This window comes from Microcoleus vaginatus HSN003, from assembly GCF_022701255.1.
Lineage (GTDB): Bacteria > Cyanobacteriota > Cyanobacteriia > Cyanobacteriales > Microcoleaceae > Microcoleus > Microcoleus vaginatus_B.
Map to the genome: position 1 here is coordinate 5,320,199 of NZ_CP031705.1, position 21,234 is coordinate 5,341,432.

General features: G+C 44.9%; 21 protein-coding genes, 2 pseudogenes and 1 CRISPR repeat array. Of the genes and pseudogenes, 8 read left to right on the plus strand and 15 right to left on the minus strand.

What is annotated here, in order from left to right; all coding sequences use genetic code 11:
• Window positions 1-561: 561 nt before the first annotated feature.
• Entirely contained in the window at window positions 562-2,034 is a 1,473-nt protein-coding gene (locus tag D0A37_RS23015) for an MBOAT family O-acyltransferase (RefSeq protein ID WP_242717868.1), read from the plus strand.
• Between the two features lie 491 nt (window positions 2,035-2,525).
• Here the strand turns inward: D0A37_RS23015 and D0A37_RS23020 are convergent, their stop codons facing one another.
• Both D0A37_RS23020 and D0A37_RS23025 read right to left on the minus strand, forming a co-directional pair.
• The gene (locus D0A37_RS23020) at window positions 2,526-3,350 is read right to left on the minus strand and encodes a sulfurtransferase (RefSeq protein WP_242717870.1); all 825 of its coding nucleotides are present in this window, start codon (window positions 3,348-3,350) and stop codon (window positions 2,526-2,528) included.
• A gap of 25 nt (window positions 3,351-3,375) precedes the next feature.
• The gene (locus D0A37_RS23025; RefSeq protein WP_242717872.1) at window positions 3,376-4,377 is read right to left on the minus strand and encodes a hypothetical protein; all 1,002 of its coding nucleotides are present in this window, start codon (window positions 4,375-4,377) and stop codon (window positions 3,376-3,378) included.
• 504 nt (window positions 4,378-4,881) lie between these two features.
• Here D0A37_RS23025 and glmU point away from each other — a divergent pair.
• On the plus strand, window positions 4,882-6,270 hold the full coding sequence (glmU, locus tag D0A37_RS23030; RefSeq protein ID WP_242717874.1) for a bifunctional UDP-N-acetylglucosamine diphosphorylase/glucosamine-1-phosphate N-acetyltransferase GlmU: 1,389 nt from the start codon (window positions 4,882-4,884) through the stop codon (window positions 6,268-6,270).
• A 185-nt stretch (window positions 6,271-6,455) separates the two neighbouring features.
• On the opposite strand, the gene D0A37_RS23035 is transcribed toward glmU, so the two are convergent.
• From D0A37_RS23035 to D0A37_RS23055, 5 genes are all read right to left on the minus strand, one after another.
• A complete protein-coding gene (locus D0A37_RS23035) occupies window positions 6,456-7,199 on the minus strand; it encodes a hypothetical protein (RefSeq protein WP_242717876.1) in 744 nt (247 codons plus the stop codon).
• Window positions 7,200-7,584: 385 nt separating this feature from the next.
• Window positions 7,585-8,073, minus strand: coding sequence for a hypothetical protein (locus tag D0A37_RS23040; RefSeq protein WP_242717878.1), 489 nt, complete (start codon window positions 8,071-8,073; stop codon window positions 7,585-7,587).
• Window positions 8,074-8,146: 73 nt separating this feature from the next.
• A complete protein-coding gene (locus D0A37_RS23045) occupies window positions 8,147-8,284 on the minus strand; it encodes a hypothetical protein (protein ID WP_242717880.1) in 138 nt (45 codons plus the stop codon).
• Between the two features lie 31 nt (window positions 8,285-8,315).
• Window positions 8,316-9,386 carry an IS630 family transposase gene (locus D0A37_RS23050; RefSeq protein WP_242717882.1) on the minus strand — a complete coding sequence of 357 codons (1,071 nt, stop codon included), beginning with the start codon at window positions 9,384-9,386 and terminating at the stop codon, window positions 8,316-8,318.
• Window positions 9,387-9,430: 44 nt separating this feature from the next.
• Complete coding sequence (locus D0A37_RS23055; protein WP_242717884.1) at window positions 9,431-9,922, minus strand: DUF3021 domain-containing protein; 492 nt, start codon at window positions 9,920-9,922, stop codon at window positions 9,431-9,433.
• Window positions 9,923-10,109: 187 nt separating this feature from the next.
• Between D0A37_RS23055 and D0A37_RS23060 the strand changes: the two genes are divergently transcribed.
• From D0A37_RS23060 to D0A37_RS23070, 3 genes are all read left to right on the plus strand, one after another.
• Window positions 10,110-10,982: a WD40 repeat domain-containing protein gene (locus D0A37_RS23060; RefSeq protein WP_242717886.1), complete on the plus strand. Its 873-nt coding sequence runs from the start codon at window positions 10,110-10,112 to the stop codon at window positions 10,980-10,982.
• Window positions 10,983-11,003: 21 nt separating this feature from the next.
• The gene (locus tag D0A37_RS23065; protein WP_242717888.1) at window positions 11,004-11,360 is read left to right on the plus strand and encodes a WD40 repeat domain-containing protein; all 357 of its coding nucleotides are present in this window, start codon (window positions 11,004-11,006) and stop codon (window positions 11,358-11,360) included.
• 75 nt (window positions 11,361-11,435) lie between these two features.
• Complete coding sequence (locus D0A37_RS23070; protein WP_242717890.1) at window positions 11,436-11,609, plus strand: hypothetical protein; 174 nt, start codon at window positions 11,436-11,438, stop codon at window positions 11,607-11,609.
• Between the two features lie 83 nt (window positions 11,610-11,692).
• Here D0A37_RS23070 and D0A37_RS23075 read toward each other — a convergent pair whose 3' ends face one another.
• From D0A37_RS23075 to D0A37_RS23095, 6 genes and pseudogenes are all read right to left on the minus strand, one after another.
• Entirely contained in the window at window positions 11,693-11,965 is a 273-nt protein-coding gene (locus tag D0A37_RS23075; RefSeq protein ID WP_242717920.1) for a hypothetical protein, read from the minus strand.
• Between the two features lie 413 nt (window positions 11,966-12,378).
• A complete protein-coding gene (locus D0A37_RS23080) occupies window positions 12,379-12,606 on the minus strand; it encodes a hypothetical protein (RefSeq protein WP_242717922.1) in 228 nt (75 codons plus the stop codon).
• A 23-nt stretch (window positions 12,607-12,629) separates the two neighbouring features.
• Window positions 12,630-12,788 (minus strand): annotated as a pseudogene (locus tag D0A37_RS29570) (IS630-like element ISAcma32 family transposase); the annotation flags it as partial.
• A gap of 223 nt (window positions 12,789-13,011) precedes the next feature.
• Window positions 13,012-13,947: an isoaspartyl peptidase/L-asparaginase gene (locus D0A37_RS23085; protein ID WP_242717923.1), complete on the minus strand. Its 936-nt coding sequence runs from the start codon at window positions 13,945-13,947 to the stop codon at window positions 13,012-13,014.
• Window positions 13,948-14,019: 72 nt separating this feature from the next.
• The gene (locus tag D0A37_RS23090; RefSeq protein WP_242717924.1) at window positions 14,020-14,175 is read right to left on the minus strand and encodes a DUF2256 domain-containing protein; all 156 of its coding nucleotides are present in this window, start codon (window positions 14,173-14,175) and stop codon (window positions 14,020-14,022) included.
• Between the two features lie 142 nt (window positions 14,176-14,317).
• Complete coding sequence (locus D0A37_RS23095) at window positions 14,318-14,494, minus strand: hypothetical protein (protein ID WP_242717925.1); 177 nt, start codon at window positions 14,492-14,494, stop codon at window positions 14,318-14,320.
• A 55-nt stretch (window positions 14,495-14,549) separates the two neighbouring features.
• Here D0A37_RS23095 and D0A37_RS23100 point away from each other — a divergent pair, with 55 nt between their 5' ends.
• The 3 genes from D0A37_RS23100 to D0A37_RS23110 all read left to right on the plus strand — a co-directional run bounded on the left by D0A37_RS23100 (window position 14,550) and on the right by D0A37_RS23110 (window position 17,693).
• Window positions 14,550-15,338, plus strand: a complete 789-nt coding sequence (locus D0A37_RS23100; RefSeq protein ID WP_242725714.1) for an RNA methyltransferase — start codon at window positions 14,550-14,552, stop codon at window positions 15,336-15,338.
• 298 nt (window positions 15,339-15,636) lie between these two features.
• Window positions 15,637-17,226, plus strand: a complete 1,590-nt coding sequence (locus D0A37_RS23105; RefSeq protein WP_242717926.1) for a serine hydrolase — start codon at window positions 15,637-15,639, stop codon at window positions 17,224-17,226.
• 65 nt (window positions 17,227-17,291) lie between these two features.
• A complete protein-coding gene (locus D0A37_RS23110; protein WP_242717927.1) occupies window positions 17,292-17,693 on the plus strand; it encodes a hypothetical protein in 402 nt (133 codons plus the stop codon).
• Window positions 17,694-17,823: 130 nt separating this feature from the next.
• Window positions 17,824-18,225: a CRISPR direct-repeat array (repeat unit 28 nt; unit sequence GTTTCAATCCCTGATAGGGGTTTAGGTT).
• Between the two features lie 278 nt (window positions 18,226-18,503).
• On the opposite strand, the gene obgE is transcribed toward D0A37_RS23110, so the two are convergent.
• Window positions 18,504-19,544, minus strand: a complete 1,041-nt coding sequence (gene obgE / locus D0A37_RS23115) for a GTPase ObgE (protein ID WP_242717928.1) — start codon at window positions 19,542-19,544, stop codon at window positions 18,504-18,506.
• 566 nt (window positions 19,545-20,110) lie between these two features.
• Window positions 20,111-21,006, minus strand: a pseudogene (locus D0A37_RS23120) (Mo-dependent nitrogenase C-terminal domain-containing protein).
• Window positions 21,007-21,234: the final 228 nt, after the last annotated feature.

Below are 21,234 nucleotides of genomic sequence, written 5' to 3' on the forward strand. Positions count from 1 at the left end.
GAATTCAAAACATTTTGGGTTACATCAATTTTTTGCTGTGCGGGATGCTAAGCTGTTGTGCATTTAATTTGTATGTTGAGGGCGGGCAGGATGCCCACCCCACAAGAGGAAAAAATTATTTTACTATGCAATTTAAATGCGGATTAGCTTAGGCCTGCACGGTGAAAAATATTATTCCGATGCAAAGGGAAACGATATCAGGCATTGTAGCTTTTGAGGACTGAAGTCGGATCCTGCGAACCTAATTATATTTTTTTCACCGTATTTTATATTGTTCGTAAGCGAGTTAATTTATAGCAGGCAAGATTTATTTAATTTGCAACAGCATTTAACCTTTGTGCTGTAAAATGTAGCAGTTCTCAGTTGCCGACTATATAGTAGGAACTTACCGAGGGCCTGTTTTCGTGTGGGCGATCGGCTAAAACCCATGATAAATCTCGTTCTTAGCAAAGTCTCGATTATTAAAAATAATGCAACAGTAAACCCGCGATCCAAACCCATATCAAATAAGCCATTCTCAATTCTAAAATCGAAAATCTAAAATCCAAAATCTAAACTGGTATGACTTTCATTTCCCTTCAATATGCCCTGTTTCTATTGGTTTTGTTCGCGGCTTACTGGTTGGTTCCGCTGCGGTGGTGGCGGCTGTTCATCATGTTGGTGGGTAGTTTGATTTTTTACGCTTCGCTGCAAATTTGGTACATTCCTCTGCTGTTAGTTGGTGCTTTGTTTAATTACTGCTTGGCGATGGCGATTGGGGAACCTCTGGATTGGCGGATTGCTAATGAATCTTGGAACCGCCGCCGTTTGTTGCTGCTGTGGATAGGCATCTGCCTGAATGTGTTGCTGCTTCTGGGCTTTAAGTATGTGCCTTTTTTATTGAGTTCGATCGGCACTTTGTTCAATTGGCCTTTAGCTATCGACGGGGCTGACTGGGTGAAAAGTCACGTGATCGCACCCCTGGGATTGAGTTTCTTTTGCTTTGAGTGCATTGCTTATTTGATTGATGTGTACCGAGGCGCGCCTGCTGCTACTTCGTTGCTGCACTTTGCTGCTTACAAGTTGTTTTTTCCCAAGCTGATTTCCGGCCCGATTACTCGGTATCACAACTTGATCTATCAACTGAAAACCCAGCAATTCCCGACGCCCGATCGCATTTCTGAGGGACTTTGGACGATCGCCTTTGGTGCAGTAAAAAAAGGTCTTTTCGCCGATAACTTGGGAATTTATGTCGATTTAAGCTTTACGAACTTGCAGCGGGCGGGTAGCGGGGATTTGTGGCTGGCTATTTTTGCTTACGGGCTGCAACTTTATCTCGATTTTAGTGGCTATGTTGACATGGCGCGCGGTACTGCTTTGCTGCTGGGTTGGTATTTGCCGCCAAATTTTGATTTTCCTTATTTTAGTGCCAGCATAGCTGATTTTTGGCGACGCTGGCACATGACTTTAGGCGATTGGCTACGCAATTATTTGTATTTTCCTTTGGGCGGTTCGCGAGTCGGTTTGTGGCGCACTTGTCTGAATTTGTCGATCGTCATGTTAATTGCGGGAATGTGGCACGGGGCAGCTTGGGGATTTATTGTGTGGGGGGGTTTACACGGTTTAGCTTTGGCGGTTCACAGGCTGACTGATGTGGTGTTTAAACGGTTGCGGATCGAGTTTTTGTGGGAAAATCCGATCGGGATTGCGATCGGTTGGCTGTTGACTCAGGCGATGGTTTTTGGTAGTTGGATATTTTTCCGCCTTCCCGATTTAAAGGATTCTGGATGGGCGATTTCGCATTTGTGGGGACACGCTGCTGACGTGCAGTTTGCTGAGAAAGTTTATGGCGAAGCTTTGGGTTTGCAAAGAGTGCATTTAACTTGGATGTTGGCGGCTTTGGCTGCGGCGATGCTGGGGAATTATGCGTTGAGTCGGGGTTTGAAATTGGAGTTAAATTGGCCGATGAAATTGGTGTTAGTGCCGCTTTGTTTGTATGCGGTTTGGCTGTTGGCTCCCGAAGGGGGTTTGCCTTATATTTATTTTGATTTTTAGGGTATTATTTAATTCGCCGTAAGGTGCAGCGCACCCTACAACTACATTGAGGTGCGCCGAAGTGATTACCCGCTACCTATTAGTGTTAACTTAAGCTTTGAGTTCGCCAGTTTTCCCGCTCACCCAACAGTCCGCCAGGGAATGAATTCCCTGTCTCATAGCTAAAGTCCTCTCAAAGAGGACTGAAGAACTCCTTAGCCCTCATAAGCTGTCGCGCATTTAAATTGTATATTCAGGGCGGGCGGGACGCCCACCCCACAAGACTTTAAGTTTTTTTGACATACAATTTAAATGCAGAACAGCTTAGCGAGGAATTTCGTTTTGAGGCTCTTGTTTCAACCGCTGCTGGACTGAGGGTTTAACGTTAAGTTGGCATCAATGCCGGCTACCCTACAACTCACACTCAACAGTCAACAGTCAACAGTCAACAGTTAACAGTTAACAGTCAACAGTCAACAGTCAACAGTCAACAATCATCTTGCTCCTGCACCCTACAACTGATAAGAACACCAGTCACTCCAACTACCGACATAAAGTTTAGCATCGGGAATTCCGGCGATTTCTAAAGATAGTAAATTGACGCAAGCCGTCACCCCGGAACCGCAATAAACGATAATTTCTTCGGCGTTTTCTAATTCCGTCCAGCGATGTTTTTGTTCGGATGCCGATCGCACTTTTCCAGTTTCATCCGTCACCCCTTGCCAAGGATAGTTAACCGCACCCGGAATGTGACCTGCAATGGGGTCGATCGGCTCCCGCAAACCTTCATATCTCTCGCTTTCTCGCGAATCAACCAAAACCTTTCCCGGCAAGTCTTTACGCTCTTTCACAGCCTCAATATCTACCGCCAAATTCTGCTGCAAGTGGGTCACAAATTTACCCTCGCGGGGTTCTGGCAAAATATTTGTTACCGGATAGCCCGCCGCTTTCCAGCCGCTGAAACCGCCGTCTAACAAAGCGACTTGGCTGTGTCCCATATATCGCAGCAGCCACCACAAACGAGCCGCAAAAGCCAGCCGGGAATCGTCATAAGCTACGACTAAAGTTTCTGGTGAATTAATACCGATCGCGCTCAATTTCTCAGCTAATTCTTCAATATTTGGCAGCGGATGTCTACCGCCGTGTTTGCCCACTGAACTCGCGAGATCGCGGTTTAAATCTAAATAAAAAGCTCCGGGAATGTGACTTTCTTGATATTGTTTTTGTCCCAATTCAGGGTCGGCAAGGGAAAACCGACAGTCAATAATTACGACTTGCGGATTGTCGGTATTGGTGGCTAACCATTCAGGAGAAACGATTAAAGTGTTGTCAGTCATAATTATTCAAATCTATATTTTAACATTATCTAGAAGGAGATTTTTTCTCTGGTTCTGCTTGGTCGGAAGGAGATTTCTTAGAATTGGCTTTCTCTGAAGCTCTATTTTCAGAATTGGATTTTTTAGGAGTTGCTTTTTCCGAAGTTTCTTTGGGAGAATTGGATTTTTTAGGAGTTGCTTTTTCTGAAGGTGATTTTTCGGCGGGTGCGGGAGTTGGAGTTGGCACAGGGGGAGTTACTGCTGCTTCTTGAGCGTAAAGTAGATATTTCTGATACTCAATTACTTTTGCTTGAGCTAGTTGATGGTTGGGGCTAGAGACTGGTACTCTTCTCATTAATGAGACTGCTTCTTGCCAGCGATCGATAACTGTAGTCCAATCTTCCTTGGTTTTTGCCGCTCGCCCCAATTCTGCTGCTTTGAGTGCGCTGTTAACGGCTTCTCGAAAAGTATCTGGTGCAGTTGCTAAATCTACTGTTTCATCGGGATTATTCCCCGCAGTTGCTGTCGGCTCGTTTAAAATCTTACCGACAAATGCCGCCACCGCGATCGCCAACATACCCGTCACCAGCCCGACTACAATGAAAGTCGATCGCAGCCGATTCTCAAATGCAACAAGTTCCGGCTGTTTCTCCTCCTCAATAATATTGTTCTCCATCTCTGTGCGATCGTCCATATTAGCAACAGCAGTATTTGGTACAGCTTCTCCTGCAAAGCTCTGTCGTTCAAAAGTGCTGTTCTCCAAACTAAAGTCTTGACTCCAAGCAGCAGCAATCTGACCGCTTTCTCGGCCCTCAACCTTCACTTTGCGAATCGAATCCGGCTGCAAATTCGTCAGCTCGGTGCGGACAAAATCAACTAATGTATTTTCTCTGGGTACCTGCTCGGCCTCAAGAATTACATCCAAACAGTCGCCGTCGAGATTCGCGGAGGCGGTGATGCCTTCAGATTGCAACTGGCTATTGAGCCAAGATGCGATCGCCTGCGGATTTCCCTGCTTGGCAAGTTCCTGAAAATTAACCTCTGTCATAGCTGGACACCTGATAACGCAGAAGATAGAAGGTAGAAGGAAGAAAAAATCCAAAAGTCAGAAAGAGTTTTTTGGAGTTGAAAACACAATAACTGAAATTCAACAAATAGTATAATGTATCGTGGCAAATCCCAGCCCAAAGATGCAAATTATCACTCGCGCTAGCCCTGGCATCCCTTGGGAAAAGACTTCAGTCGTTTCTGCGAACCGAACTCTGGTTTGCAGGACAGCCAAAAATCCTCTCGCTAAGTCGCCAAATACCCTTGCTTCAAGCTGGTAATTGATACCGGGGGCGCAACATCAGATACTGCAACGGCATTAAGTTGAACCGCAAGCAGCGTCCCTAAAACCGACATCCGGCTCAAAAAAGCCTCGATCGCGCGGATGCCAGATGGGACATTTTAGATGAAAAATTTGTGCGATCGCAGTGCCATCGGCGGACAGCGAGTGATATCATCAGTTAGTCAATATTCAAGTTTTTATAGCAAATAACTCGATCGTACAATGGTAGCAATAGCAATTTTAGCTGCTGGACGCGGCACGCGCATGAAATCTGACTTGCCCAAAGTTCTACACGAATTGGGCGGTCGATCGCTGGTTGAGCGAGTCCTGCAAAGTTGTCAAGAAATTCAAATTACCAGGCGACTTGTCATCGTCGGTTATCGAGGCGAACTCGTTAAAGAATCTCTGATGAGAGGTCAAGAAATATCAGGGAAAAATCCTCAATCTCCTCCCCTAGAATTTGTCGAACAAACCGAACAATTGGGAACAGGTCACGCCATTCAACAATTGCTGCCTCACTTAGAGGGGTTTCAAGGAGATTTGCTGGTCTTAAATGGGGATGTACCTTTGCTGAGGGCAGAAACTATCAGACAATTGATGGCAATTCACAAACAGCACCAAAACTCTGCTACTTTATTGACAGCTAATTTGCCTAATCCTCAAGGGTACGGGCGAGTATTTACCGACAGTCAAAACTTAGTCCAGCAAATTGTCGAAGACCGCGATTGCACACAAGCTCAAAAGCAAAATCACCGAATCAATGCAGGTGTTTACTGCTTTCACTGGCCGGATTTAGAGAAAATTTTGCCAGAATTGAAGGCAGATAATGACCAAAAAGAATATTACCTAACTGATACGGTAAATTTCCTCAATCCGGTGATGGCGGTGGATGTGGAAGATTATCAAGAAATATTGGGAATTAACGATCGCAAACATTTAGCCACAGCTTGCGATATTTTGCAAACGCGGGTAAAGGACAAATGGATGACGGCGGGAGTCACGCTGCTCGATCCCAACAGCATTACGATCGACGATACCGTGGAGTTGCAGCCGGATGTGGTAATTGAACCGCAAACTCACTTGCGGGGAAATACTTCGATCGCCTCTGGGAGTCGCATAGGCCCCGGCAGTTTGATCGAAAACAGTCAGATTGCAGAAAATGTGACTGTGCTTTATTCGGTAGTTTCTGACAGTATGGTTGCTGAAAATTCCCGAATTGGCCCTTACGCCCACTTGCGGGGACACGCAGAAATTGGGGCAAACTGCCGCGTCGGCAATTTTGTAGAATTGAAAAATACTCAAATCGGCGATCGAACTAATGTTGCTCACTTGTCTTATCTAGGCGACTCGACTTTGGGAGAAAAAGTCAACATCGGTGCTGGGACAATTACGGCAAATTATGATGGAAAAAACAAGCACAAAACTCAAATAGGCGATCGGAGTAAAACGGGTTCTAACAGCGTGCTGGTTGCACCGATAACTTTGGGAGAAGATGTTACTGTAGCGGCGGGTTCTGTGGTGACAGAAGATGTACCGAATGATTGTTTAGTAGTTGCCCGTTCCCGGCAAGTTGTCAAGCCAGGCTGGAAGTTGAAAGAACCAAAAAAGTGAACGATTGTTAACTTTTTAGATGATGAGTTTCCACCCGATCGCGAGTTTCGCACTGGATACCAAAGAAACCGGGTTTTTATAACGGGAGCGATGGCGCACTCGGGTGAAATTGGGGTGGAAAACCCGGTTTCTGCGTAAGTCGGCAAGCTTGAGAAATCGGGTTTTGGGCGATCAGCTATTTTGTCTTATTTTTGGGCGTTCAGATAGTGGTTAATCGCTTTGGCAATTTTTTCTTGCTGGTAGAGGTTCATAGTGTTGGGCATGGATATGCGAGATCCTCCACCAACTAACAGTCTGACTTGGTACCAAGTGTCATTTTGCAGATCTTTGGTTCGATCGACTTCCACGCCATAAATCTCGCACAGAGAGTATTCAATTACTTTCCGTGCCCACAAACCCCGCTGTTCAACAGTCAAGGTGTTTAAAGTTCCATCGAAGCTGTAGGTTTCATTATTTCTCAAGACGATCACTGCGGCTGCTGCGAGCAAAAATATGCCTCCTGTCCATCCCAACCAGCGATCTTCTTGACTTAAGCGCAGCAATCGATCTTTTGCATTTTTAACATAAAAATTGATGTCCGAAGCAACAGCGTCTTGGGTTCCCCAATTAGTGGAGTTAGCAGTGAAAGGAACATAGCCAACAGAAGTCAAAAGTAGAACTCTGGTTTTATAGCCGCATCTTTGAACTTTAGCTCCCCGCAAAGAAGCCAGCTCAATTTCTTGGGTGTTTGAGCCCAGTAAATTCGATCGCACCAACTGGCAACTGCCTTGTTTTGCCTGCAATCGCTGGCAGATCAGGGTTGCTTTATGATAATCAAAAGCCAGCCCGAACACTCCAAAGGCCAGGAATAAACAACTAGGCAACCAAAAATCAAATATGCTTTGAGTCTGAATTATTAATTCACTGGCTGTTTGCTTGATTATTTTCATTTATCTCGCCCTTACATTCCCAAAAGGATGTTACAGATCGCCTTGCTAATCCCGATCAGCCGAATTGTTAACTTATATATTATTTGAAGTCGTCCTCTGCCATGACCCTTTTTGTTTTGGTAAAAGGTTAGCACTAGAATTTCGCACTGACAACAAATGTCGCGAGTTTACCTGCCGCTTAGTTTAAGATAGCTTTCCATGATTTAAAATACATGAATCTTAAAAATATATTAATTATGTTATGGGAATGAAACGTTAGCTTCGTGCTCCGTAGGAAAGTAATCACCTAGGTGAGGACAGGTTTACATTTTGTTACATTATCAGGTTTATGTGCGCCTCCTTAATTATCGTTAGTTATTAATTTGGGGGATTCCCTACAGGATAGCTACGATTCACGGACTTGCAGGGCAAATACATTGCTAAGGGTGCGATTATCCCTAATCGAGATATAGCTGCGAATCAAGTCAGCCATTTTGTATTGTTCTGTTAGTGAATAGCTTCTTAAACAGATGATATCGCCCCCGAACATCCACAAATCAACATAATAGCTACTATTTCCCTCGCTATCTCCCACTTCCTCTAATTCCACCGCAGAAATCTCGTGAGTCGAGCATTCGGCAACATCATGAAGCCACACACCCCGCCGTTTAATGGTCATTTTGCTAAAAGTTTTATCAAAAATGTATGTTTCCTCTATCGCGCCGTCCAACAAAGACAGTGAGAACAACAGAAATATGCCTCCCCCTATCCAATTTGAAGCTAAAATAATCTGCAATAGTCCAATCACGATGAAGGGAGAAATTAATAGCCAAACATCCCAGACGCTAGAAGTTTGAATTGTTAGTTCATTCGGTGTTTGCTTGAGAATTTTCATCAGTTTATTTTGGGATATTAAAAACAAGGTGAATTACTGATACTGCCGCTGTCCCAAATTTTTCAGGCACGGCTTATTTGACACTGCTTTGGACGATCGCACTTTTGGTGTTGTAAACAGCCTTGACAGCATAAGCATCGCCCGGACGTAGCTGTAAAGCTCTGTTAAAATTGATTAAAGCCGTTTGATAGTCTCCCTGTCCGTATAGCAATCCTAAATGATTTTCTATATCTAGAGCAATCCTAAATGATTTTCTGTGTGTAAGTATATTGACGTATTTTGGGGAAATCAAATTTATGTTCGTTAGTAAAAAACTCAAACAGAAACTTGACAATCTTAAAAGACCTACATAAATACCAATACTTTCTTAAAAAGTTTTTAGCTTGTAACCAAATATCTTCAACGGGGTTCTGTTGGGGAGCATTGGGAGCAAATAAAATACAAGTAATTGACCAATTAGCAGGTTCTTTGGCAGCATTGAGTTCTAATAAAAAGTCTCTAAATTCTCCATATTTATGATAACTAGCTCCATCCCAAATCAAGATAATCTTGCGATTTTTATATTTATCTTGTAAGTATTTTATGAATTTAACTGTTGATTTTCCATCACCAGATGGATGGCTCTGAACATGGAATTCTTTGCTTTGATAATTGAGTGCGCCAAAATAAGTTTGTCTATCTTTTTCATTGGTAATTGGGACTTCAATTCGGATTTGGGATTGACCCCAAACATAACCAGTCAGATCACCATGAAGTAGATGACATTCATCTAAAAACAATACTATTATTTCCCCAGACTCTATACCAGCCTTGTTTTTAAATAAAATATCGTTAATTTCTTCCGTCTTTTTTTTTACCAGTTCTTTATCAAATTTAGGATTAATTTTTTGAGTTTTTTTCCAACTAATTTTCGCCCGGTCAAAAAGTTCATAGTAACTCTGTTTTGATTTATATATCACACCAAATTCTTGTTCTAAATAAGTAACTAGCTCATCTAAATTCCAATATTCTTTATTTCTTAACCACTCGATTACTTCAGTATTTTGTAGAGCTGTTAAATACCCTTTTGAGCCTTTATGTCCTAGTTTGATTCCGGCGATGCCTTTGGTTTTAAATTGTTTTTTCCAATAACCAATAAAAAAATTACTTACACCTAAAATTTTGCTGATCTCATGGTAGATATTACCTGAGAGCGCCATCCTTACAGCTATTGCTCGTTTTAGTTCTCTGGCATCTATATCGCTTTTAATGAAAGATTCTAAACAATCTATTTCTTTTTGCCTATCTTTTTGTTGCAGTTGTAAGTTATTCATTTTTTTATGGTCACGATCGAGTATTGCATATAATTGTATCACAATCATGATAATGATTTAGGATTGCTATAGTAGGTATAGCCGAGTTTCATCGATTGTTTGAAGTCATCTTTTGGAGCAGCAAAAGGTGCTGCGGAAGCAGGAGATGACTCGAAAGCAGGAGATAACTCTTGATAGGGTGATGGAGAAGTGTTGAAATCAGAAGGAAAAGAAGACGGTGATTGCTCGTTATACTCCTGCTCTAAATTAGGCGGCGAGTCAGAGGTTTTTACAAAATTTTTGCCATAAAATACTGAAGCAGTCATGCCTCCCAATAAAAACATTAGCAATCCTGCACATTGAATTAAGAAGGTTTTTCTGATTTTTTTATTGCTCCAATTTTTGATATAAAAAACCAAGGAGGCGAATGGGACAAGCCAGTAAAGCACTCCCCAAATAGTTTCCTCTCCAAAAGCTTGAACTAATCCCCAAAAATAGCCAACAAGACTTAAAACTAAACCTAGGATGAAAAATAAGCCGATCGCAATTCCAGGCATTTTGTATTTCTCCGATTGATGTATAGTTATTTTGCAAACTGTAAAGGAGCGGATTTTCTACCTGAAACTCATTCCCCTGTTTGCTGTGTTAAAAATAGATTAGCGGTGAAAACAGTTCGATCGCGCACAGCGAATGTTAGGATTTTGGTTAGGATTTTGACTAGGAACTCGATCGCGACTGCCGCAAATGATACCCTCTACCCTCGATCGACCAGAAGAACCATTTGCACGGGCAAGCAACGGCTGGGACATCCAAAAGCTTTATACCGACTTGGCAAATGCCAAACAACAATTCGCCCCCCACACCAGAAGAGGGCTGACACCCGTAGAAAAGCGGCATCTCTGTGGCTTGTTGTGCGGCTACAGCCCAGCGGAAATTGCGGTTTTTCTCAACAAACAAATCAAAGGTGTCGAAGTTGATTTGTCAAAAACTTTGTACCGATACATAGAATTATTGACAAATCGACCCCGAAATGCCCTCAAAAATTGGAGAGATGCGATCGACTGGCTGGAAATAGCGGGATATAAAACGCAGCCAAAAACCTCAACCGGCGCCATCTTAAAAGCTACTCTTCACCATTCAGACAGGATTTTGTCTGCAGCTATCAGTCCGGACGGACAATTCCTCGCAACGGGCTCAGAGGACAGTACAGTGAAAATTTGGAGTTTGCACAGCGGGGAACTGCGGCAGACGATTTTCGGACATTCAACAGCCGTGTTGCTAGTGGCTTTCAGTCCCGCCAGCAAAACCCTGCTGACAGGATCGCGCGCGGGCACAGTCAAACTCTGGAACCTGCAAAACGGCGAACTGCTGAAGCGTTTGGCAGACGTACACCGCCACGAATCTGTCGCCGTCAGCCCCGACTGGCAAATTTTGGCGATCGGCACCACCCGCGGCACAATCAAGCTTCTGCACCTCAACAGCGGCCAACTGCTGCAAGTTTTAGAAGGCTATCAAGGGGATGACATTAGTGCGATCGCCCTGAGTCCCAACGGCAGAATGCTAGTAGCCAGCGGCCTCAATGCAGCCAGCGGTTTCTGTCGCGCCACAGTCACTTAGTGGGAATTGCCGGGAGGCGAAGTGAGACGAACATTTGGCAGCGAAAATTATGTAGCGATTTCTTCCGATAGCCAAATTCTTGTCAATCATGGCGGCAAAACTATCAAGCTGTGGAATTTGCAAACAGGCGAATTATTGCATTCGCTGCATACAGGAATTCGCATCACTTCCGCCGCCGCAATTAGCCCTGATGGGAAATACTTGGCAGTGGGGTGTTTTGACGGTACTGTTAGACTTTGGAATCTTCGCGGCGAATTGCTGCACACTTTAGATGGACATTCTAGCCCTGTGTCTGCGGTGGCGATCGGGCTTTTGGGCGAAACTCTGGTCAGCGGCGGGGAGAATGGTACTGTTAAACTTTGGCAACTGCGGATTTAAGATTAGAGAGGTTAGGGGCGATGATTAAATTATTGCAGTATAATTGATTTAAGGTTTTTTAGAGGAACCCAGACAATGCAACTGCCAGAAGAAAGAAATCGTGCATTGAAACAGAAGCTTCTGGCAGAACTAAAACAGAAAATTGCTAGTGGCACCGAGCAAATTGCTCAGGGAAAAGTAACTGATGGTGAATTAATTTTTACCAGATTGCAGGAAAAAATTCGCTCGATTTCTGAGTCTAAGGAATAAAAAATGAGGACACGGCATGGCCGTTTCCTACCCCAAAATAATCAATCTTCCTCGCTCGGATATACTCCCTTCCCGCTGTCAGATTATAGAATCAGGTTGTAGATCTGCTGAATTGTCTTTGCGATTTGACTTTGTGTCGGCAATTGTTCCGTTTCAAATAATTCTTTTATTCGTTTTTCTACCTCTTCTATGCTCGTTCCCACTGGCAAATGGTGTAGTAGCCTCACTCTTAGTAAATGAATTTGATATTCTGCTAGATTGAAGTTCGGTGAGTATGTTGGTGTATAAATTAACTCTACTGTGATCTTTTCCTCTATCTCTAATGCTATTTGATCAGCTATTAAATATTTCTTCATCTTCTTTCTCTAGGTCGAATTATTATCCAACAATATTTTTATATGATGCGCTTTTTGTTTGATACTTTCTTGGGACAATTCTCCTATATATAATGCTATATCTTCTGTTTGTCCTGTGGGTGATAGCCTGACAAACTCCTTTACATAGCATCTATCGCTAATAGTCCATTCAGCTTCTCTCTTTTTTTCCCTTCATTTGATGCCACTTCTGGTCGCGTATTTTTTTCTGCCCATCCATAGTATAGGCTTGGTCGATTCGTGACTGCAAATTCATCAAAAAATACTATTTTCTCCCCACTCTTTATCTCTGCTTTTTTTTTAGGACTTCCACAAACTCCTTCTGTTTCCCTGGCAATGCCTTTGCCTAATCTCGATGCGCTTTTTGATGAGATATATTTAGAGCGGCTAAAATTTCAGAGATTATCGACGTTTTTAGCTCTACTTTCCACCGTTGCTTTATTACCGCCGCCCTGATTTTTCCTTTCCAAATTTCTCTGTCTATCCCATACTTTGTTGGTTTCTCCTCTAAAATCATTCTCTTTAATTCTTGCCGTTTTTCTTGCTCCAGTCTTGATTTTACCTGGTGCTTGATTGGTTGGACTCTTCCCTCTAACCGGATTTCTAAGTACGTTTTGACCCATCTTGCCAATGTTATATCTGTGCAGCCTAATAGCTTCGTCACTTGTGCACGACTTTTTCCTTCACTTAGATGCCTAATTGCCGATAACCTTTGCCTGATATAGGATTGCTGATTCTTGTAGTACAGTCGTGGCCACTGCTTTTTCTCTAGGCTTACCAACCGCAATTGTTGGCTCAGATTCATTTCTCTTACTCCCTTTTTTTCTCATTTTACCTCTATCTATATTCTTTGGGCGGGAAGGGAGTAAGCATCGCCCGATTAATTGTAGGTAAACGGCACCGCGTCGTGTCCTGAGTGTGGATAATATCAATTCTGATGCCAGCGGATTTGATATAAAGCTAACGACATCGAGATCCCCGACTTCTTGGAAAAGTCGGGGATCGAAATCACCGATCCAGAAGTCTTTTTAAGCAATAAAAATCAGCTTTCCCTTGCTCATTTCCAAAGTATCGCCCATTTGCATACCGTTGTGAAAAGCACCCAAAATCACCTCGCTAGTTTTGCCGAAAGCGATCGCCCCGCTAGCATCAATTCCAATTGCGCCAAAATCCCGTTGACGCTCGTCAGCTTCAGTAAAAGAACGCTCAAAAGCAGCTTTCAAACTCAAACCATCCGTTACTCGAATCACAATTCGCGGGGCCAAACACTCGTCCATAATGTGCTCGCCAATCCCCGTACAGCTTACCGCCGCACTTTGGGCCGCGTAATTTCCCGCCGGCATCGCCGAGTCGCTAACCCGCCCGATGCGCTCAAAACCCTTGCCGCCAGTCGAAGTCCCAGCAGCCAAGCGTCCATGAACATCCAAAGCTACGACTCCGATGGTTCCAACACCGGCCGGTTCGGCAACCACGTCAGCCATTGCTTTACTAAAATTGCCTTGGCGTTCCTGCATCCACTCGTGCAAACGCAAATCCGTCATCGGATCGTAAATCGGCAATTGAAGTTCTCGCAGCAATTCCGCCGAACCAAAATCAGAGAGAACTCGATCGTCCGAATGCTGCAAAAATTGAGCAAGTTCGATCGGATGTTGAACGCGAGAAACATTAATCGCCCCGCTGAAACGCTGCATCAAACCGTCCATCAGCGAAGCACTCATCCGAATTTGACCGTCCGACTGCACCACAGAACCCGTACCGGCATTAAATCGCGGGTCATCTTCCAACAATTGGCAGCCCCGCACCACTGCATCTACGGCACTGGTACCGTTTTTCAGCAGCGGATAAACTTCCTCCAAAACATCGTAAAGCGATTTCCGCACCGCCTCAATTCCGCCTTTACTATGTAGAGAACTGCCCGCACCGCCGTGAATAACTAGCTTTGGTTGCACTTGTTGCGATGCCATAATTTATAACCTAATAACCTAAAATTTTTCCTTTGCAATCTTAGCTTTGATCGAGCAACTTGCCCTAAATTCTTAATCTTGAGCCGCCAAACGGCGGCGACGACAACGTTCGGAGCAGTATTTGACCTCATCCCAGCAGTCGGCCCATTTTTTGCGCCAACTAAAAGGTCGATCGCACACCGGGCACATTTTTGTCGGTAAATCAGATTTCGATCGCTGCTTTGCCATGCTAATTTGGAAAGTACATTACTAACTCACATCTTGTACCATTTTCAGGAACAGGCAAGATGCCTGTTCCACAAGAGTTGAATTTGATTGTGGAACAGGCATCTTGCGATTATGAACAGGCAAGATGCCTGTTCCACAAGAGTTAAATTTGATTGTGGAACAGGCAACTTGCGATTATGAACAGGCAAGAAGCCTGTTCCACAAGAGTTAAATTTGATTGTGGAACAGGCATCTTGCCTGTTGCTGAGGAAACAACCTGCATCTTGCCTGTTGCTGAGGCCTGTTCCACAAGAGTTAAATTTGATTGTGGAACAGGCATCTTGCCTGTTGCTAAGGAAACAACCCAATTTCTGCCAAACACCTCCCAAATAAAAATGCTCGAAACGGCCGACGCCAATATCCGAATAGTCTTAGTCGAACCTGCTGGCCCATTGAATGTCGGTTCTGTTGCCCGCGTCATGAAAAATATGGGTTTGCACCAATTAGTTTTGGTTAATCCCCAATGCGATTATTTAGGGGAAGAGGCCCGGCTGATGGCAGTTCGCGCCGCCGACATATTGGAAACTGCCAAAGTAGTCGAGAGTTTGCCGGCTGCTTTGGTTGGGTGCGTCAGAGCGATCGCAACTACAGGGGATGATTGTCGATCGTTGCCAACACAACTAGAAGAACCCGCAGATGCCTTGCCTTGGCTCCTAGAAGCCCCCAGCGCCCTCATTTTCGGCCGAGAAGACTGCGGCTTGACCAATGCCGAATTAAACCGCGCTCAACGCCTGATCCGCATTCCTAGCAGCGATGCCTACACTTCCCTAAATCTCGCCCAAGCCGTCGCTATCTGCTGTTACGAACTATACAAGTCAGTTGTCAGTTGTCAGTTGTCAGTTGTCAGTTGCCCGGAGGAATCGGCTCCTTTGGAAAATTTAGAGGGATATTACCAGCAACTAGAAACTTTGCTGTTAAAAATAGGATATTTGCAGCAGCACACAGCAGCAAGCCGGATGGAAAAATTTCGGCGTTTGTATACCAGGGCCTATCCGACAATGGATGAAGTCGCCATGCTGCGGGGCGTCCTCCGTCAAACAGAATGGGCAATCAAAACTTACCAACGAGAGACAAATTTTGATACTCTGGATGGGGCGTTGCCGGAAAATCCAACGGATAGCTAGGAGAAATACTGATAATTGGGGATGTGAGATTGAGGATTTTTTTCACAGAGAACTTTCCTGCACCCACTTGTCATTTTCATAGCCGGGTTTCTTGACTAAAAACCTAAGCTTTGGGATAATTTGCAAGCAATAAACCCGGTTGCTGATACCATGCAGCGTCTGGGGTAAATCTAAAATCTAAAATCTAAAATCTAAAATTGATTGGCTGGCAGGCTGAAAAATCTTAAACTTGAACTTTACATTACTGATGAAGGAGTAAGACGTGGCAGAGCGGTTTCCCAAAGGATCGATATTATCGGTGATATCCTCGTCGATATCCTCTCCCAACTCCGGCTCAAAGCAGCCTAAGTCCGGCAAAGCAAGTCAGTCTGGCAACTCCGGCCGCCGCCGTCCTCCGCAACCGCAAAACGGCAATCCAGAAATTCGATCGCCCGAACCTGCTACTTTGCCAGTGCAACAGGGCCGCGGCAGCAGAAATGGAGCCAATTCTCCCACATCTTCGGAAGAATTTCCTACACAAGACTTTTTATCCGATCCCCGATCGGCAATTAACCCCAGAACACCCAGAACCAGCAAAACTCCGCAGTCGAAGACTCGCCAACCACGCAAAAAAGGCCTCGCTGCTGTCGATATGTTCGAGTTTCCGGACCCGACTCTGGAGCGGGAAAATGTGAGTTCGATCGCCAGCAATCCCAACAGCCAGCTCCCAAAAGCCACTCCCCCTACCACCCGGGGAAGTCGTCCCAGTTCGCCCCCAGTTCGCATTTCAGAGACGGTAATCCCCGCAGATGCCAAAAAACCACCCGTGCCTAAACCGCGCCCACAAGCGAGTCAGAGACCGGGTAAACGCTCTGCACCTCCGAGCGTGCCGCCGTTGGTGTATGCTACTCGCTTGCTGATTTTGGGAGTTGGCATAGCGGTGATTTGCGGTACGCTGCTGTCGGTGGTAAATGCCGTCAGTCGAGCATCCACTGTAGCGGCAGAAGAACAAACCACCGCAGGGCAGAACAACCCAGCCGATAGCGCATCTGCTGCACCCGCGACCCCTGAAGCGCTGCAACTGACTCAAGAATTAGGAGCTTTGAAAACCCAAGTTCAGGTTTTAGCAACAGAAAATCCTAGTTTGACAACCGGAATATTTCTAGTCGATTTAGATACTGGAAGCTACCTAAATTTTAACGGCGATACTGCTTTTGCTTCAGCTAGCACGATTAAAGTGCCAATTTTAGTAGCTTTTTTCCAAGCAGTAGATGAGGGCAAAGTGCAGTTAGATCAGATGCTGACGCTGAAGTCCGAACACATTGCCGGCGGTTCTGGAGATATGCAAGACCAGGCTCCGGGCAAGAAGTATTCGGCTTTGGAAGTTGCCCAAAAGATGATTGTTGTCAGCGACAATACGGCGACAAATATGATGATTGAGTTGTTGGGAGGTGCTGAAGTGTTGAATCAGCATTTTGCCAATTGGGGTTTGAGGGCGACGGTTCTCCGCAATAATTTGCCTGATTTGGAGGGAACTAATACTACCAGTCCGCAGGATTTGATTAATATCATAGCCCAGATCGATCGGGGTAATTTGGTATCGGTGAAATCGCGCGATCGTATTTTGCAAATCATGCGCCAAACTAAAAATGATTCTTTGCTGCCGAAAGGTTTAGGCGAAGGTTCAATTATTGCTCACAAAACCGGCAACATTGATACAATTCTTGCGGATGCGGGGATGGTGGATTTGCCGAACGGTAAGCGTTATTTGGTGGCGGTGATGGTGAAGCATTCGCCGGAAACAGAGAAGCCAGCTCAAGCATTGATTCGGGAGATTTCTCGGATTAGTTACCGCTATTTGTACGGTGGGGAAACGCCAGCGGATTCACAAGTGAAAATTAAAAATTGAAAATTCAACCGGGTTTTTTCCCGCTAGTCTCGTAGATTTTATCAAACTATAAATCAGTTTGTATTATGAAACTAAACATCGGACTTGCTTGCCTGGTAGCGCTCTCAACTTTAACCGTTGCAGTCTCCCCCACCTTGAGTAATGCTAATCCTGCTCCTGAATATGAGACCGACGGCGTGAGAGTGATCAACAATAATATCGAACTCAATCGGGCAAAAAACTTAGCCCGTCAAGCAGCAGAAAGGGCTAATGGGGGTTTGGGGAAATATCGAGCTGAAGCTTCTATGCACGGTACTTCTAAGGAATCGCCGTTTGTTGACAATGGGGATGGAACTTGGACTTTTACTTTTAAGGGTTCCAAGCCGGGTTCGTCTGTCTATACTGTAGAAACGGTTGTTACGGTTTCCCAAGATGGCCGAATCAGAGTTGATTACAACGGGCAAATTCGCGACTCAAACGCAATTTAATAATACTTGCGATTTACTCCTTGGTGTTCAGAAACCGGGTTTTTCACGAAATACTTTGTTACAGCCCCAGAAACCGTAAAAAACCCGGTTTCTTGGTGTTGATGCGTCCAGGACTCAAATGTTTATCGATGTTTCAATCCCTGATAGGGATTTAGGTTTATTCCGGCTTTGACCGCAGGGGCTATCGCACTTTGACTCACTTTGTTTCAATCCCTGATAGGGGTTTAGGTTTATTCCGGCGGTTTGCCCCCCTCTTCTCCCCAGCTCGCGATCATCTTGTCGTTTCAATCCCTGATAGGGGTTTAGGTTTATTCCGGCAAAGTACATCGGGATTACAACCGGGACATGAAGCGGTTTCAATCCCTGATAGGGGTTTAGGTTGATTCGGACTTGCGCCGCCTGCTGGTTGGGGTTTCGTTTCTCTCGGCGGTGTTTCAATCCCTGATAGGGGTTTAGGTTGATTCCGGAGGGTAAGTAATAAGTCAGCGCCAAACTTCGGATTAAGTTTCAATCCCTGATAGGGGTTTAGGTTGATTCCGGCGCCCCTGCCAGAAGCCTTACAGTATTTAGTTTTCAAGGTACTGTTCCGTCAAGCATCCAAAAAATATCATTTCAGGCACCGACCTGTCAAGAGGCAAAATTTTCAACAAATATTAAAGCTATACACAGCAATGATTGCAGCGTTTCCGTGAACCTCCTTTTTCAGCAGAGAGGCTCAAACCCTTGTCCTACAAGCCATACAGCCTAAAGATTTGACCCCCTCAAACAAACACCTACCCATTCACGGAAATTCCACGAACCGGAAAGCGATTAAACACTCGCGACTGCTAACTGTTCCGCAGCCTCTTTCTCGTTCATCTCGTCGAGTTTTTGCCACACTTGCTGCATCAATTCATCCAATCCAAGTCTACTAACGGCGGAAATCAACAAAACAGGAGCGCCGCTCATTTCTTTAAGTCTGCTGATTAAATTACGGATTTCTTCGCTTTCGAGGTCGATCGCATCTACCTTATTAAAAGCCAAAATCTGCGGTTTATCGGCTAAACCACGCCTGTAAGCCTTCAATTCTTCCTGAATTGTGACGTAATTGGCGATCGGGTCTTCATCCGTAATATCGATCAAGTGCAGCAACAACCGAGTCCGCTCAATGTGCCGCAAAAACTCGTAACCCAAACCAGCACCTTCGTGCGCTCCTTCAATCAATCCCGGAATATCTGCAAACACCGTACCGTCTCCAGTCGGTTTTCTGACTACGCCCAAATTCGGGACTAAAGTTGTAAACGGATAATCTGCTATTTTGGGGCGAGCCGCAGACAAAGCTGAAATTAAGGTGGATTTGCCAGCATTTGGCATCCCAAGAATCCCCACTTCTGCTAATAGCTTCAATTCCAAACGCAAAAATTTGTGTTCTCCTTCTTTTCCCGGCATCGCATAATCTGGAGCTCGGTTAGAATTGGTCAGAAAACACTTATTCCCCAAACCGCCTTTGCCGCCTTGGGCCACGCAAAAAGTCTGTCCGGGCGTTACTAAATCTGCTAAGATTGCCTGAGTTTCCGCGTCGTAAACTACTGTACCGCAGGGAACTTCGATCGTGCGATCGTCCCCACCGGCACCGGTCATATTTTTCGGCGCGCCCCGCTTCCCGTCATCGGCTTTAAAAATCCGGTTGTACTGAAAATCTAGCAGGGTTTGCAGGCTTTCCACTGCCACCATATACACGGAACCGCCTTTGCCGCCCGTCCCGCCGCTCGGCCCGCCCGCCGGTACATACTTTTCTCTGCGAAAAGCTACCATACCGTCGCCACCTTTGCCGGCTGCGACTTGAATATCTGCTCGATCGATAAATTGCATAATTTAGTCAGTAGTCAATAGCCCTTACTTATTATGATACCAGATCCCAGCCCAATATTCGTCTCTGCCTTTAGTCCGGGTCGGCGGACGACAGCCAAGTTTAGTCGCGATTTACAATTGTCGGAAAAATATAATTATACCAATTCTGAAAAGTAGTGCAGAGTGAGAGATTGTACGCGAGCATCTGTAGGGAAACGGCACTGCCGTGTTCGGCTCCTAAATATGCGACTTTTAATAATTTGTATAAGATTGAGGATTGTACCCAGACTTTTGTTGAATTAGTATTATCAAAGCAGATTTTATATTAGCAGGACTCACGCATAAAAACTGAATAAGCCGGATTTTTATAATGAGGCGGATATCTGTAAAAATATTTTTTTTTGCCAAAAATAGGTTTTTAAATCATCGAAAATACTCTACTGAAAATTAGTAATTGCTAATTACACGAGTTCTGCAAATACTGATTTAACGTGCTAATTATAGCGGTAAGGTGCTTATGGGCGCATCCTACAGATAGAGGTTCTGCGCCCTGGAATGAATTACCAATTAGCAATTACCCCTTCCTATTAACAGTAGGACGATACATCTTCGTTACATTCATCTGCCAAATAGCAGAGAGCTCGAAAGCGCATCCCGACTAACTGTTCGTAAAGTGGGTTAATCTGGCACATCGCCGGAATGTGGATGATTTTGCGACCAAATAACACGACATCTCGCTCAAACGGACACTGCGACGGAATAATTTTACAGACAAAGTGTGCCACTTTGGGGTCGTGAATTTCCCAGGCGTCAAGCCAGTCTTTGACGGGTTGCAGGACATTTTTTTGGTGAGGTTTAGGTAGCGGAGATGAAAGGGGTGTTCCGGCGGGGGGGGGACATTCGCATCAAAGACGATTTGGCTGCTGGGCCCCTGCGGCTCATCGCACTTGCTGTCTTCGATGGTGTGTCGCAGAGCTTCGAGCGCCTCTACATTGTGACCCAAAGCTGTGCAAAACTTATAGATTACCTCGTCTTCGCTGAGCGAGTAGGTACCGTCTGCCAAGGCTACCATGACTGCTGTCCTCAAAAAATCCTCGCCTTTGGGGGTGTCTTCCCCTAACACAGCGGCTAATTCCTCTGGGGCAATAGGTTCAAAACCCGCCTCAAAAGATACCGGGTGTAGTTCATCCTGAGTTAGATTTGCAATCATTTTTTGCTCGTCTTCGTCAAAGTTGCCGTCTGCCCAAGCAATTGTCAGCAATCCCCGCAGCCAAGCAGTAATCTCTTCATTGGTGCAGGAAGATTTAGCGTTACTCATTAGCATTTCCACTTGGATGTACCAGTCAATTTGTTCGTTTACAGCGGGCTCAATATTCCCCTCCCAATAATTTTTACTGGTTTCTTGGTCGATGGATGATCTATTTGTGGAAGGTTTGTGCCCGAAGATTGCTCCAAACGCTTGTAGTGGACGTGTTAAAAGCATATTTGTTTCTCAGCAGCATCGCTTACTAGCGAGCTAATCTATTGGCTAATCCTATTCCCTAAAAAGTCATCTATCGGGAGGAATAGGTTGGTTGAATTCATCTTAACTCTAGTTGCACCCATCGAGATGACGATCGAATTTTATGCAAGCTCGATGGCCATTAGCAACCCAATTTTTCGCAAGAAATCAAAGGTTGGCAAGCGTTGGATCTAATCAGACACTGGGTTT